Origin of the sequence: Streptomyces sp. S.PB5 (assembly GCF_030403745.1) — a bacterium.
In the GTDB taxonomy this organism is placed as follows: Bacteria; Actinomycetota; Actinomycetes; order Streptomycetales; family Streptomycetaceae; genus Streptomyces.
Genome location: NZ_JAQMWP010000024.1, coordinates 34,154 through 48,551, shown reverse-complemented (window position 1 = coordinate 48,551; position 14,398 = coordinate 34,154). Strand labels below are relative to the sequence as shown.

9 protein-coding genes and 4 pseudogenes are annotated in these 14,398 nt (G+C 69.3%); 10 read left to right on the top strand and 3 right to left on the bottom strand.

Annotation, left to right across the window (positions count from 1 at the left end):
• Positions 1-5: 5 nt before the first annotated feature.
• Positions 6-1,070 (bottom strand): IS110 family transposase, encoded by a 1,065-nt coding sequence (locus PH203_RS42170; protein WP_289927406.1) that lies wholly within the window; start codon positions 1,068-1,070, stop codon positions 6-8.
• Positions 1,071-1,302: 232 nt separating this feature from the next.
• Positions 1,303-1,611 (bottom strand): annotated as a pseudogene (locus PH203_RS42165) (transposase); the annotation flags it as partial.
• A gap of 788 nt (positions 1,612-2,399) precedes the next feature.
• Here PH203_RS42165 and PH203_RS42160 point away from each other — a divergent pair.
• From PH203_RS42160 to PH203_RS42150, 3 genes and pseudogenes are all read left to right on the top strand, one after another.
• A complete protein-coding gene (locus PH203_RS42160) occupies positions 2,400-3,206 on the top strand; it encodes a hypothetical protein (protein WP_289927404.1) in 807 nt (268 codons plus the stop codon).
• Positions 3,170-3,433 (top strand): annotated as a pseudogene (locus PH203_RS42155) (hypothetical protein); the annotation flags it as partial. The gene PH203_RS42160 and the pseudogene PH203_RS42155, both read left to right, overlap by 37 nt.
• 381 nt (positions 3,434-3,814) lie before the next feature.
• A pseudogene (locus PH203_RS42150) lies at positions 3,815-4,369 on the top strand (hypothetical protein); the annotation flags it as partial.
• 346 nt (positions 4,370-4,715) lie between these two features.
• On the opposite strand, the gene PH203_RS42145 reads toward PH203_RS42150, so the two are convergent.
• On the bottom strand, positions 4,716-5,495 hold the full coding sequence (locus PH203_RS42145; RefSeq protein WP_289927403.1) for an NAD(P)H-dependent oxidoreductase: 780 nt from the start codon (positions 5,493-5,495) through the stop codon (positions 4,716-4,718).
• Positions 5,496-5,640: 145 nt separating this feature from the next.
• On the opposite strand from PH203_RS42145, the gene PH203_RS42140 reads away from it, so the two are divergent.
• The 7 genes and pseudogenes from PH203_RS42140 to PH203_RS42110 all read left to right on the top strand — a co-directional run bounded on the left by PH203_RS42140 (position 5,641) and on the right by PH203_RS42110 (position 14,389).
• Positions 5,641-6,489 carry a helix-turn-helix transcriptional regulator gene (locus tag PH203_RS42140; RefSeq protein ID WP_289927402.1) on the top strand — a complete coding sequence of 283 codons (849 nt, stop codon included), beginning with the start codon at positions 5,641-5,643 and terminating at the stop codon, positions 6,487-6,489.
• A gap of 75 nt (positions 6,490-6,564) precedes the next feature.
• Positions 6,565-6,894 (top strand): annotated as a pseudogene (locus PH203_RS42135) (PPC domain-containing protein); the annotation flags it as partial.
• Between the two features lie 464 nt (positions 6,895-7,358).
• Complete coding sequence (locus PH203_RS42130) at positions 7,359-8,183, top strand: IclR family transcriptional regulator C-terminal domain-containing protein (RefSeq protein ID WP_289927401.1); 825 nt, start codon at positions 7,359-7,361, stop codon at positions 8,181-8,183.
• Positions 8,184-8,640: 457 nt separating this feature from the next.
• A complete protein-coding gene (locus PH203_RS42125) occupies positions 8,641-10,185 on the top strand; it encodes an acyl-CoA carboxylase subunit beta (protein ID WP_289927495.1) in 1,545 nt (514 codons plus the stop codon).
• Positions 10,186-10,231: 46 nt separating this feature from the next.
• The gene (locus PH203_RS42120) at positions 10,232-11,506 is read left to right on the top strand and encodes a wax ester/triacylglycerol synthase domain-containing protein (RefSeq protein ID WP_289927400.1); all 1,275 of its coding nucleotides are present in this window, start codon (positions 10,232-10,234) and stop codon (positions 11,504-11,506) included.
• A 50-nt stretch (positions 11,507-11,556) separates the two neighbouring features.
• Positions 11,557-13,002, top strand: coding sequence for an MFS transporter (locus tag PH203_RS42115; RefSeq protein WP_289927399.1), 1,446 nt, complete (start codon positions 11,557-11,559; stop codon positions 13,000-13,002).
• Entirely contained in the window at positions 12,995-14,389 is a 1,395-nt protein-coding gene (locus tag PH203_RS42110) for an NAD(P)/FAD-dependent oxidoreductase (protein WP_289927398.1), read from the top strand. Before PH203_RS42115 ends, PH203_RS42110 begins: the two co-directional genes overlap by 8 nt.
• The last annotated feature ends 9 nt before the right edge of the window (positions 14,390-14,398 follow it).

The following is a 14,398-nucleotide window of genomic DNA, read 5'->3' as shown; positions in this document are numbered from 1 at the left end:
CTATGTCAAGCGACGAGCGGCAGCGTCGTGTTGGGGGTGCTGGCGGGACGTGTCTGACGCTGTTCCTCGGCGATGAGGGCCCTGAAGACACGGTCGGACACTCTGCGCCGGAGTAGCCGTCGGGCTTCCTTGGGTGTCTTGCCTGAGACGATCTGCTTGGCGTAGTAGTCGGCGCCAGCGTGGCCGCGGCCGATCTGGGTGATCGCGATCATATGGAGGGCGTGGTTGATGCGGCGGTTGCCGCCCCGGTTGAGGCGGACGCGGACCTTGTTGGACGACCAGACCGGGATCGGGGCCGTGCCGTTGAAGCGGGCGAAGGCGTCCTTGGACCTGAAGCGTGAGGCACCCGCGGTCTCGCCGAGGATGGCCGCGGCGCTGAGCACCCCGCACCCGGGGATGTCCAGGAGACCAGGGGCCAGTTCTCCCACCAAGTGGCGCAGCTTTCGGTGGAGTTCGTTGATGCGTACGGTCAGCCGACGGCAGTCTTCGAGCAGTTCGGTGGCGATGTCAGCGACGGTTCCGGTGTGCTCGGACAAGGCAAGCTCGAGGGCGTCGATGACCCAGGTCCGCTTCAGCCCGCGGGCCGGTACCCCGAGTTCGGGGTCGAGTTCGTGCAGGAACCACAACAGCCGGTTGGTCACCTTGGTGCGCTGCTGGACCAGCTGGGAGCGGTAATCCGTCAGCAGCTTGACCTCGCGGGTGGGGCCATCGAGGGCGGCGCGCGGCAGGTCGGGCTCTCGCAGGGCTGCGCGAGCCACTGCCTCGGCGTCGATCGGGTCGGACTTGCCGCGCTCGCGCGCTGAACGGCGGGTCTCGGCCATCAACCGGGTGTGGACGCGGACGACCTGGTGGCCGGCGGTCAGTAGGTCGGCTTCGAAACGGCGGGTGAGATGCCGGCAATCCTCGACCGCAACCAGGACGTGGGGTCCGAACCGGCCGATCCATTGCAGAGCCCGACCGTGCCCGGCTGCGGTGGCCGGGACCATCAACTCATCTTGGTGGCGGCCCAGTTCATCGACCGCAACCAGGGTGTGGTTCCGCTTGTGTCCGTCTACGCCGATGACGGTCATCGCACCCTCCCAAGCAGGCTGTCCGGGACAGACCCTCCGCGGGGGCACGCCTCAATCGGGCCATACGGCAGATTCCTATCAAGCCACACCGCAGAAGGCGCCGAGCCGACGGGGCGGCACATCGGAGACAAGCCACCGTATACGGGGCAGCAAAATAGCGAGCCAACCCCGCCGACTTCACCAGAGTGTCACTACGACGGGCCTCCGGCACCGCTCACACTGCCATTGAGGCGAAATACTTCGCGGCCCTCCGGAGGATCTCCCGCTCCGTCTTCAGCTCCCGGATCCTGGCCCTGAGCTGCTTGTTCTCCTTCTCCAGCATGTCGTTGGAGGGTACCTGGGCAGCCTGTGCCGCCCGCGGTGAGGCGCTGGTGCGCGCCGCCTGACCCGTCCGGGCCCGCTCAGTGCGCACCCAGTTCCGGAGCGTCTCCCGGCTGATCCCCAGGTCCTTGCCGACACCCTCGTACGTGTTCTTCGGGTCCGACAGGTACAGCGCGACGGCGTCCGCCCTGAACTCCGCCGAGTACACCTTCATCACCATCCGTGACATCTCTTCCCCTGGACCCTCAAGGTCCAGTGTCCAAGGCGTCCACGCTCAGGGGCAAAGGCCCCACCACCCTTGGCCTGGGCTTCATCCAACCCGCAGGTGGAGGGAGGCAGTTGGAGTTCCAGCTTCAGGTGGTGCGAACAGTCGCGGGCTGGCTCGCTGCAAGTCCGATCACGCCAACATGACGTCGACACGACAAACCTTGTCGCCGGAGACGAGACCTCACTGCCTCAAGTTCCTCCACGATGGATCGCCGCAATGCGACATGCGGGAAGAGATCCGGCCGCGTGTAAAGCGACACGATCTGCGTGGGACACAGCGTCTGCTGACACAACCCGTCCCGCAGGCGAATACCGCAGCCCTCCAATACCGACACTTCACCAGTGCCTGACACCCTGAGCTCCCGCAGTAATCAACATCGATGACCATGTCCGCCAGCGGCCACGCGATCGGTGTACGGGGACCTGTTCGTCCAAGCGGACGCATCCTGCAGGCAGTACGGACCTGTCAGCGGGCCCCTTGCGACGACACCTCGGCAACCGTCCCGCTTGTTTCCGGGTGGAAGGCGGGGGAGCGGTGCGGGAGCGCCCCAGTCTGTCCATCTGCCGACGGTGGGGCGTCGCCTGCGAGGCGAGGAGCATGGAAAGCGTGTTCGAGGGAAGGGTGGTTGACCGAATTACGGGCCGACTTGGGCTCTTCCCCGCGGCTTGTCCACGGCTCTACGCTCGTCGGGTGTCCACAAGCTCGCTGCCAGGCGTCAGCGCCATCACCCGGGGGAAACCGTGGACGTCCCGACGTTGATCCTGTTGGGGGCGGCGGGCGGTCTGCTGCGTGGAGCCGTGGACCTGTACGCCCGGTTCGTGTGTTGGCAGGCTGATCGCAAGGCCCATCGGCAGGCGATTGCGGCGGGGATGACACAGGAAGAAGCTCCGCAGTTCCAGGGATACTTCGATGCCCCTGTCGACTTCGCCGCGGCCGTCGTGCACACCACGATGGGTGCCGGTGCCGCGGTGTTGTTCGGCACCACGGGGCAGATCAGCGGTGAGTACGCCGCCCTCGTCGTCGGGATGTCGGCGCCCGTGCTGCTCACCCAACTCATCCGCATCCAGACGGTGAACGAGGCGGTGACGGGCGAGCGGCAGCCGGCAGGCGTGCAGGAGGTGACCGCGGAACCCGGGGCGCTGCCGGCCGCCGGCGCTTCGGGCCGGGTGCAGGGCGTGGCCGACCTGGGGACCTCGGGTGCCGGAGCCGTCGTAGCGCCGACGGCTGGTGCGCTCCGAGCGGAGCCCCAGCCCGCGCCTTCGGCATCCCACTCGGACCAGGTTCAGCTACCCGCCTCTGCCGCCGAAGACCCACCGTCCGTCGCGCGGCCGATGCCCTCGCCCAGGCCGTCCGGCGCGGTCGCGGACGCCCGCACGCCGGAACGCGCCTCCGGCGAGATGCCTGCGGATCGATCACAGCCTCCAGGTCCCTCGCAACCCGCAGACGGCCCGTTCCCCGCGGACCCGGCCAGTGGCACGGGAACTAGCCGCGACGGTCGAAGCGCTCCACGATGGCAGAGAACGGAGCTCGGGGAGGAGGGGCTGTGAACAGCGTTCCGCAACACCTGCACAGCGAGGACCGTCAGGAATACGAGCGGATCCTCGATGAGGCGCTGCGCTCTGTCCCGAACCGCCCGGAACTGGCCGCTGTGGGGCAGCGGCTCAATCCAGAACAGCTGCGTACCATGGCACTCAACGCCACCGCGATCATCACGGCGGCCGCGGCGGCCGAATACCAGCACTACGTCCGGGTCCGCGACGAACTCCGTCACCCGGTAGACCCGTACTCTTCCTCGCGCACTGCCTACTGGTCCTCAAGTTCGAGCTCGGCGCCCGCCTCTGCTCCGTCCGCTTCTCCGCGCTCCGACAGGGCGGCCACTGATCACCATGCCCCGGCCGGCCTGGGCCGCCGGCTCGGGGCCGCCATCCTGGGCGCTGGAGATCCAGGTGGCCGCCGGATCCGCAACGGAGTCGCTCCTCACCGGTGGGCCCGGATGTCCTACGGGCGCCGTCTGCTGGCAACGGTGCTTGGGCTGCACGTACGTCCACAGGCACCAACGGCGGCAACAGCCGCAGACGTACGGGCACCGCGCCCGTCCTGGCAGCCGACGGCTGTCCGTGGAACCGCCTCCACGGAGCGGGACGCGAGCACGACGGGGCTTGCCGCAGCCATGGGTGAGGCCACCGAGGTCAAGGGTGCGAGTGGCGTCGCCGTCGCCATGGTCCTGGCACCCGTCCTCGCCGGAGCTCTTGCGGCGATCTTCCTGATCATCGGATACGTCCTGAAGGTGCTCGACCCCGAGCGGGCGTTCGCCCGGACCATGCTCACCACGGGGTGGGTGTTCGGTGCCGTAGCCGCATGCGCGATCCTGGTCGCGGTTGTCGGCTTGCTCTTTACTGCCCTACGCAACAGGCCCTCGCTCGAAACCGGGCCCTACGGCGAGCTGAACGAGGAGATGGCGCGGGCCAGAGAAGCCTGGCGCGAGGCGCTGCTGGAACGTGGCATCCTGCCGTTCCTGCGGGAAGCCCTGGCCGACCCCAGTACAGCGGCCCTGCGCCGTACGGCACCGCCGACGCCGACCAGCCGTATGCCACACCTGGGCTACGACCGCCCCGGTTTCAGCAGCCCGGACAACGGCCCACGCCCGAGCTTCACCAGCCCGGATTACACCAGCCCGGACTTCGGAGGGCCGGAGCACCAGTCGGAGTGACACGCCGGGATGGTGTCCGGGACGGGGATGAGGAATGAGAGGGCTGCTGTGGCTTTGTCCACGAGAACGGACAGCAGATGCACACCATTTCCGGAGGAACTCCGAATTTCCGGGGGCATTGCGGTCGGCGGTGTTCGGTGTGCAGGTGAGTGAGCAGCCCGTTGTGTGCACCCAGCGGGCCTGCCGGCGTGGGTGCGTGCGGCCGGGGAGGGGGACTGTCGCTCGGTCTGCGGAGCGGGGCGTGCCCGGGGCCGGGAGCAGGTAGCTGGCCGCGTCGGCTGCCACGGCTGCTGCGGCCCTGGGGTTCGCGCCCCGGCTCGTGCTGTTCGTCGCCGGTGAGCGGTGGTCAGCCGCGCAGGTGCAGTCCGAAGCCGTTGCGGCCTGTCGGCTCCAGTCCCTCCTTCAGGTGCAGCGAGGGGATCTCGTAGTCGCCGAAGTTCTGGGGCCGGAACGGGATCGGTTCGGTCGACTCAAGGGTGAGCAGGCGCTGCTTCCAGGCCTTGGCGATGTCCGGGTAGTCCTCGGCGGTCATCCGGTCGGTGCCGTAGAGCACGAACGGGGGCAGCACCTCGATGCCCGGGTAGTAGAGGATGCCGTGGTGGATCGGGAACAGCAGGTCGTCGATGGGGCCGTTGATCCCGCGAGGGGCGTAGTGCGACTCCGGGCCGCCGGCGGTCACCGACAGCAGGGCCTTCCTGCCCGCGAGGGTGCCTTCGCCGAAGCGCTCGCCGTACTGGGTGTCGCTGTGCTCACCGACGCCGTACGCGAAGTGGTAGGTGAACACCCGGTCCACCCAGCCCTTGAGGATCGCGGGCATGGTGTACCACCACATCGGGAACTGGAAGATGATCGTGTCGGCCCACAGCAGCTTCTCCTGCTCGGCGCGTACGTCCGGGGTGAGCGTCCCGGCGTCGAAGGCCCGGCCCGAGTCCGCCGCGACCTTCAGGGGGCTTGAGGCGTCGGGGCCGTAGTCCGCGGCGTCCACGACCGCCTTCCAGTTCATCGCGTACAGATCGCTCACCCGCACCTCGTGCCCGGCACTCTCCAGGGTGGACACCGCGAGGTTCTTCAGCGAGCCGTTGAGCGACTTCGGCTCCGGGTGTGCGTAGACGATCAGCGTCTTCATGGGAACTCCTGCTCCTTGGGATCGGATGCCTTCGATCCTGGGCGCTGCGGCGCCCGGCGTTCAGGGGCTCCTCTTCCGTCGGACGGGGCTTCCTGGTATCAGCAGGGCCACCCTCACAGACGCCGGCGCGGCCATACTTCGGTGCATGGACGACCTCGCCAGCTTCCTGCGGACCCGGCGTTCCCGGGTCGACCCGGCAGCCGTCGGCATCCCTGCCGACAGCCGCCGCCGGGTCGAAGGGCTGCGCCGCGAAGAGGTCGCGCACCTGTCCGGAGTCAGCGTCGACTACTACGTACGCCTGGAGCAGGGCCGCGCGAGACAGCCGTCCGAACAGGTCCTCGACGCGCTCGCCCGCGTCCTCGGCCTCGACGAGACCGAACGCGGGCACCTGGACCGGCTCGCCCGGCAGCGTCGCCGCCGCGCGAAGGCGCCGGTCGGGCGGGTGAGGCCGGAGCTGCTGCGCGTCCTCGGCCTGGTCGCCGACGCACCCGCGCTGATCATGAACCATCGCCTGGATGTGCTCGCCGGGAACCGCCTCGCCGTGCTTCTCTTCGGCCGGCCGATGCCGGGCCTGAACATCGCCCGGCACATCTTCCTCGAGGAGGCCGAACGCGGCCTCTACGCGGACTGGGAGGCATGCACCCTCGACGTGGTCGGGCACCTGCGCCTGGCCGCAGGCAAGTACCCCGAGGACCCCCAACTGGCGCTGCTCATCGGCGAGCTGTCGCTGGGCAGCGAGCGCTTCCGTCGCCTGTGGGCCCGCGCGGACGTACGCGCCCGCACCCACGGACGCAAGGCGTACCGGCACCCGCTGGTCGGACTGCTGGAACTGCACCAGGAGAACTTCGCACTACCGGACGCATCGGGCACGGAGCTGCTCGTATTCTCCGCGGCCCCGGGTACTCCCGCCGAGGACGGCCTGCGCCTGCTCGCGGGCCTGGGCACGGACAGCGGTGACACGCATCCCACCGTGAACGCTCAGATCCGCGAGTAACCCGGCAACGCCCACCGCCCGCCGGGAACGTCTCGGGGCTGACGGCTTTCAGGCGCCTGTGGCTTGTGCTGCCCTCCCGAGGGCACCACGTCGCTGAACGTCACCATCGAGGGCGTCTCCAACGAGGCCGCCGACCTCGACCTGACGGTCCCGCGACTCCCAGGGCAAAGTCGTCGGCCAGTCGGCGGGCCCCCGATCCGACGAGTCCGTCTCCATCGCCGACCCGGCGGCCGGTACGTACACCGTCGAGGTGGTCGCCTTCGCCGTGCCGTCGGACTCGACCGCGTACGACCACCGGGACGTGTTCTTCTCCTCCGCGCTCGGCGACACGCCGTGGACGAGTCGGCGCCTGCCAAGCTCGGCACGGGGGACTCGACGAAGCTGTCGAGGAGCGTCACCATCGCGAGGGGCTGCGGCCGAGGCGACCCTCGAGGAGGTCGCGCAGTATGCCGCAGGACGCGGTAGGGGCGGGCGTCCGGAGCCTTGGATACCCACCCGAGGCCGTGTCGGGCACCGCGTGCCCACTGACCGCGACCTGGCAATCGGCCTGTTTGCATGGTCCAGCAGGTTCTGGGCACCCGAGGGGCGTCCGTCGTTCGTGGGCGAGGAAGGCGATGCGCTGTGTGCCGGGCAGGCGCGTCACGACAGCCTGGGGAACGCGGTGGGCGGTTCCCACCCGTGATGAGCCTCGGACGATCAGGCTGCCGGCGGCTTCGCGTCCAGCTTCGGCAGAGCTGCCTCATGTCCGAGGGAGCCCTGGCGGCCGAGGCCGGGAGAGCCAGAGGGCTGGCCGGATAGTTACCTTGGTAGCCATGCACAGGCCGTCACGCCTGGGGTGGGGCGGCGCCATCCGAACGGGGAGTAAGGGTATGGGCAAGCGCGGCACCCTTGGCGGAAGTGCGCACGCCGACCGGGTCTTTCGGGTCCAGCGGGCGTTCACGGAAGTCGAAGGGCAGATGCACGGCCCCGGCGAGTTAGCCGAGGTGACAGGGCTGGACGACTCCACCGTTCATCGCATTCTCCAGTCCGGTGTGTACGACGGCATCTTCGCCCGCGAGGGGCACGGTCTGTACCGGCTGGGGGCCGGTGCCGCGCGGCTCGGGCTGAAATCCCTGGCACACGCGCCCAACGAACGTGTGGTGCACGCCGTTCTGGAGGATCTGCACGCGGCCACCGACGGGGGGCTGGCGTTCCTCTTCGCTCTGGCACCCTTCGGAGGGGCCGGGAAACAGTGTCTGGACATGGCCGTCGGTGCATCGGATCTGTCCGAACTCGGCATCACGCACAAGACATTGATGGAGCTCTGCCGGTCGCTGCGAACGGGCGCAGCAGGGCGGGCCATCCTCGCGTACCTCCCGAAGGTCATTCAGGGCCGTGTCCTGGCCGAGCCGGACCCTGACGGGGCAGGGCCGGGCGCGTATCGCGACAACGAGCGCCTGCTCGCCTCCCTCGAGTCCGTCCGCAAGGACGGGATCGCGGTTGATGTCGAGGAGTGGTCGGCAGGCTGGTCCGGCTGCGCGGCCCCCGTCAGGTGGGACGGGCTGATCATGGGGTCCGTGGCAGTGCTCAAGCCCGGGTACGACGTGTCGGCCTGGCCCGGGGCCGCCGTACACGCCGTGAAGCAGGCCGCTGCGCGCTTCACGCCGGCTGATGACGACGGGCCTTGGTCTGCGGAGGCCCCGGGCTCTTATTGAGCGACCTCCGGCGCGTTCCACCGGCGGTCAACTGGGTAACGCACTTTTTTTACTCATGAAACAGCCCTGTCCGCGTAATCAAGTCCTCGTAAATTCGAAGTATCCATGGTGTGCCCGCAGTGAGTAGTCGCATTCGCGATATCTCTCTCTTCTCGCCTGGCGGGATTTCGAGATGTTCTCCTTCAGTCCGGGTCGCATGGCGCGGTTTTCTCGCTCTGCGGGAGAGTCCCGATTTCCCTTGACATGCTGCAGCGTGACCCTCGGATAATCGAGACAGACCCGAGACGAATGTAGATCCCTCAGAGATCCGCCCCCAAGAGATCCGCGGAGATCCGCAGACGCAGAGACGGAGAAAGACACGCGTATGACTGTCCGATCCGAAGCCCTCGTCGAGAGCCCCGCACCGACCCCGGACTCCGATCCCCGCACCACTGCCCCGACCGTCCCCGCGGCCGGCATGCGAGACAGCGTCGCCCTCCTGCACGCCACCTCGCTCGACGCGGAGCGTGGCCCCGGCCGCCACAGCACCGAACAGCAGCACGCACGCGGCAAGTCGACCGCACGGGAACGACTGGACCTCCTCTTCGACGCAGGCTCGTTCCATGAGGTCGAGCGGCTGCGGCGACACCGTGCCACCGGCTTCGGACTGGAGCACCGCAGGCCCTTCACCGACGGGGTCGTCACCGGCTGGGGGACCGTTCACGGACGGACCGTCTTCGCGTACGCCCACGACTTCCGTATCTTCGGCGGGTCACTCGGCGAGGCTCACGCGTCCAAGATCCACAAGATCATGGACATGGCCCTTTCGGTCGGAGCACCGCTGGTGTCCCTCAATGATGGCGCGGGCGCACGTATCCAGGAGGGAGTCTCGGCGCTCGCCGGATACGGCGGCATCTTCCGGCGCAATACCAGGGCGTCCGGAGTGATTCCGCAGATCGCGGTGATGCTGGGCCCGTGTGCGGGCGGTGCCGCCTATTCGCCGGCGCTCAACGACTTCGTCTTCATGGTGCGCGGCATTTCCCGGATGTTCATCACCGGCCCTGATGTGGTGCAGTCGGTGACGGGTGAGGAGATCTCCCACGAAGGACTGGGCGGCGCGGACGTCCACGGCGGCGTTTCCGGTGTCGCCGGTTTCGTCTACGACGACGAGGCCGAGTGTCTCGACGAAGTGCGCCAGCTGCTGTCCCTGCTGCCTGCCAACAACCGTGAGATGCCGCCCGTTTACGACTGTGCCGACCGCGTGGAGCGTACGAACGAGGCGCTCGTCGACTTGGTGCCCGCCGAAGGTAACCGCCCCTACGACATGCGCGCGGTGATCAGGGAGATCGTCGACGAGGGGGACTGGCTGGAGGCGCACGAGGGCTGGGCCACCAGCGTGCTGTGCGGACTGGCCCGGCTCGAGGGGCAGACCGTCGGCCTGGTCGCCAGCCAGCCGACCAGCCTCGCCGGGGTACTGGACATCCACGCGTCCGAGAAGGCCGCCCGCTTCATCTCCGTCTGTGACGCCTTCAACATCCCCCTGGTGACCCTGGTCGACGTACCCGGCTTCCTGCCGGGGGTCGACCAGGAGCACGGGGGCATCATCCGTCACGGCGCCAAACTCCTGTACGCGTACTGCAACGCGACGGTCCCCAGGATCTCCCTGGTGCTGCGCAAGGCGTACGGCGGCGCCTACATCGTCATGGACTCCCAGTCCGTCGGCGCCGATGCCACCTATGCCTGGCCCACCAACGAGATCGCGGTGATGGGTGCGGAGGGCGCCGCACAGGTGGTCTTCCGGCGGGAGATCGACGCTTCCGACGATCCCGAGGAGACCCGCGCCCGGCTGGTCAAGGAGTACAAGGCCGAGCTGATGCATCCCTACCACGCCGCGGAGCGCGGGCTCGTCGACGATGTCATCGACCCGGCCGAGACCCGGTCCACGCTCATCGCGGCGCTGCGCGCACTGCGGTCCAAGCACGCCGACCTGCCGTCCCGCAAGCACGGCAACCCGCCCACGTGACGGGCCCCGGACGCCGACCGGCGCGACCGGCAGGGGAGCGGAGCGCATGAATCAGCGACTCAACCCGATCGACGAGGTCTTCCTCTCCATGGACGGGGAAGTCGGCCTGGCGCACGGCCAGTTCCTGCGTTTTTGCGGCAGCCCCCCTCCCCTGAAGGAACTGCACGATCACCTCGCGGAGCGGCTGCCCGACCTCCCCGGACTGTCGCACCGGATGACACCTTCACCAGGACGGCCCCGGCGGGAGCTGGTCTCCGGTTTCGACCCCGCGGCGCACCTGGGAGAGGAGAGGTTCCCGGCGGGGACGCCCCTCGACACTGTGCTCACCGCCATGGCCCGCGAGCCACTGCCGAGGAACGCTCCGCTGTGGTCGATCCGCCTGGTGCACGGATACGCCGACGGGGAGTTCGCGGTGTGCTACCGAGTCCACCACAGCACTGAGGACGGCATGGGCGCGGCGCACATCGTCTCCACGCTGTTCGGCGACGGCGGCTCACCGGCCGGGAAACGGCGTGCGGCGGGATCACGGCCGCTCATCAGCGGCTCCGCGCGCGAACTGGCACGGGGAACGCTGAGCGTGGGCATGGGTCTCGCCCGCGCGCTGGTGCCCGCCCGGCGGTGGCCCAGGGCGCCGAAGCCCCTCCCCGAACGCCTCGGCGTGGCCGGCGCCGGTGCGACGTGGAACGAGATGCGGGAGCTGAGCCGCCGGTTCGGCGGCACCCTCAACGACGCGTTCCTCATGACGCTGTGGCAGGCACTCGATGACTGGAGCGCCGGCGGCGACGACGGCGTGCGGTCGCTGTTCCACACGGCACCGGTTCCGGTACGGATGCCGCTGAGCACCCGTCGGACCGGCGAGGACGCTCTCCTCGGCAACCACCTCACCACCGCGGTGGTCACGCTGCCCGCCCGGGGGACGCCGTTCGATGTGGCGTTCGGGCAACTCGCCGAGCGGACCCGGCGGATGCGTGCCCACGGCCTGCGACCGGCCAGCAGAGCGCTCGTCGGGATCCTTCCGCCCGCCGTGACCCGGTGGACGGTCCGGCGTCTGCTCAGCCCGCACGCGTCACCGCTGTACGCCTCCAACTTCAGCCTGCCCACCGGGCTGTCCTTCCGGGGCGCCCCGGCGATCGACGTGACTCCGCTCGGCGTACTCCTGCCGGGCAACGCCCTGTCCGTGACGTTGCTTTCCTACGGGCAGCAGGTCCGGATCAGTTTCCTGTACGACCGCGCGCTCCCCGAGGCGGAGCGGCTGGCCGGCCTGTGGCGGGAGGCGCTGGACGCCCTGTCCGTCTCCGCCGGGCCCGGACCACTCCGCTAGCCGGACCACTCCGCGCGCATGCCCGCCGTAAGCCCGACAAAGGATCTTCTATGTTCGGTCGGTCCCCTTCCCGTGGAAACGCCTTATGGACCCTGGTGGTGAGTGGACTCGCGGTGTTCATGGCCGCGTTGGACAACCTCGTCGTGATCACCGCGCTGCCCGCCATCCAGGAGTCCCTGGGTACGGATCTGCAGGACCTGGAATGGACGGTGAACTCCTACACGCTGGCCTTCGCGGTCTTCCTGATGTTCGGCGCGGCGGCCGGTGACCGCTTCGGACGCCGGCGGATGTTCCTGGCCGGGCTCGCGGTGTTCACCGCCGCGTCGGCGGCGTGCGCGCTCGCCGGTTCGCCGGGAGAGCTGATCGCCGCCCGGGCCGTGCAGGGCTTCGGGGCGGCCATCGTCATGCCGCTGACCCTGACGCTGCTGACCGAGGCGGTGTCCGAGCGCCGGCGAGGCATCGCCCTCGGCGTCTGGGGGGCGCTGAGCGGTCTGGCGGTCGCGCTCGGCCCGCTGGTCGGCGGGGCCGTCGTAGAGAAGATCTCCTGGGAGTGGATCTTCTGGATCAACGTGCCGATCGGCATCGTCGTCGTGCTGCTGGGCCTGTGGCAGCTGGCCGAGAGCAAACACCCCGGCGCGCGACTCGACCTGACCGGCACCGTACTGGTGAGCCTCGGCATGCTCGGCGTGGTCTTTGCCCTGGTGAGCACCACGAACGACGGCTGGACCAGCGACAAGGTGCTCGGCTCCCTGATAGCCGGGGCGGTGCTGCTCGTCGCCTTCGTCCTGTGGGAGATGCGCACCCCGTCCCCGATGCTCCCGATGCGGCTTTTCCGCAACCGCTCGTTCAGCGCCGTCAACGTCACGAGCATGCTGATGTTCGCAGCCATGTTCGGTCTGGTCTTCCTGCTCACCCAGTTCATGCAGAACATCCAGGGTTTCTCGCCCCTGGAGGCGGGGGTGCGGATGCTCGCGTGGACGGCGATGCCTGTGGTGGTCGCTCCCCTCGCGTCCTTCCTGACGGCCTGGATCGGCAACCGGCTCGTGGTGGCCCTCGGGCTGCTGGCCGAAGCAGTCGCGCTGGGCTGGCTCGCCTCGGTATCCGCTGTCGACACCGCGTACGCGGACCAGGTGCCCGGTCTGGTGCTGGGCGGTATCGGCCTGGGGCTGTTCTTCGCGCCCACCGCCGAGATGGCGATGAACGTCGTCAGGCCGCGCGAACAGGGTGTCGCCTCCGGCGCCAACAACACCTTCCGCGAGCTCGGCGGCGTCCTGGGCGTCGCGGTGCTGACCTCGGTGTTCACCTCGTACGGCGGTTACGGCACCCCTCAGCGGTTCGTCGACGGCCTGGTCCCCGCAGCCTGGGTCGGTGCCGGATTCGCGGCGCTCGGCTTCCTGACGATGCTCGGTGCACCGCGCCGTTCCCAGGAGAAGAGGGCGAGGGACGCGGTTCGCGGACGCGCGGACCGCGAGTACGCGGGGGCCGGACATGTATGACGTCATCGTGGTGGGTGCACGGATCAGCGGTGCTGCCACGGCCATGCTCCTGTCGAGGGCGGGATACAAGGTCCTCCTCCTCGACCGTGCCGTCTTCCCGGGAGGGAAGGCCGCGGCGACCAACCTGGTGCATCCGCCCGGTATCCTCAGGCTGAAGCGCTGGGGACTGCTGGAACGGCTGACCGCAACCGGCTGTCCGCCGATCCGCGAGTACGGTCTGCAAAGCGGCCGGGCCCACTTGACGGCCCCGCTGCCGGCCGTGGACGAGGTCGACGAGGCGTACTCCCCGGACCGGGCCACGCTGGACCGGATCCTGCTGGAGGCCGCGATCGAGGCCGGCGCCGAATTCCGTGAGGGCTTCTCGGTCCAGGCGCTGTGCACGGACGAAGCGGGCACCGTGACCGGCGTACGCGGACGGTCGGACGACGGCGGCGCCCCCATGACCGAGCACGCCCGTCTCGTGGTGGGCGCCGACGGCTCCAACTCCACCGTCGCCCGCCTGACGGGTGCCGAGAAGTACGCCACCCGGCCTGTCCTCAACAAGAGCCACTGGGCCTACTGGGAGGGGCTGCCGCACGACGGCCGGGTGCGCACCCACCGGCACGCCCACAAGCACACCTTCACCTGGCCCACCCACGACGGTCTGACCATCGTGGGCGTCGCGCTGCCGGTGCGGGACTTCAAGGCGAACGGCGACGCGGAGCGCGACCGCACCGTCATCGACGCCTTCGAGGCGGTGGACCCCGAGTGGGCCGCGTCGTTGCGCGCGACCGAGCGCGCGGGCCGGTGGATGACGGGCGCGGTGCCGAACTTTCTGCGCCGCTCACACGGCCCCGGCTGGGCGCTGGTCGGAGACGCCGGGTACACCCGGGATCCGATCACGGCCGCGGGCATCACCGACGGCCTCAGGAGCGCCGAGCTTCTCGTGGAAGCCGTCGACGCGGGCCTGTCGCGGTCGGGCGGTGCCGGACTGCCGACGGCGCTCGCCCGGTACGGCCGCCGAAGGGACGACCTGGTCAGGGGCCACTACCAGTACACCTGCGACCACGCGACCATCGCGAACCACAGCCGTGAGGAGGTCGAATTCATCAGGGCGATGAGCCGAAGCGCCACACACGGCCGGGACATGGTCGGGGTCTTCGCCACGATCGTGGATCCCGCACAGTTCTACTCCGCCGCCAACATGCACGCCCTGCTGGACCACGTGGAGTCCGGTCCGGGCACGAGCTGGAAACTGCGGATGGTGCGCTGGCTGGTGCGCGGAGCACCACGGCACTTCGCACCGGCCTCCCGGGCCGGCGACCGGCTGATCGCCAGAAACCTGGGTTCCATGGGGCAGTACCTGCTGGCAAGCCCCCCACGGCTGACGGCGCCTCCGTCGCTCTAACGGCCCGCG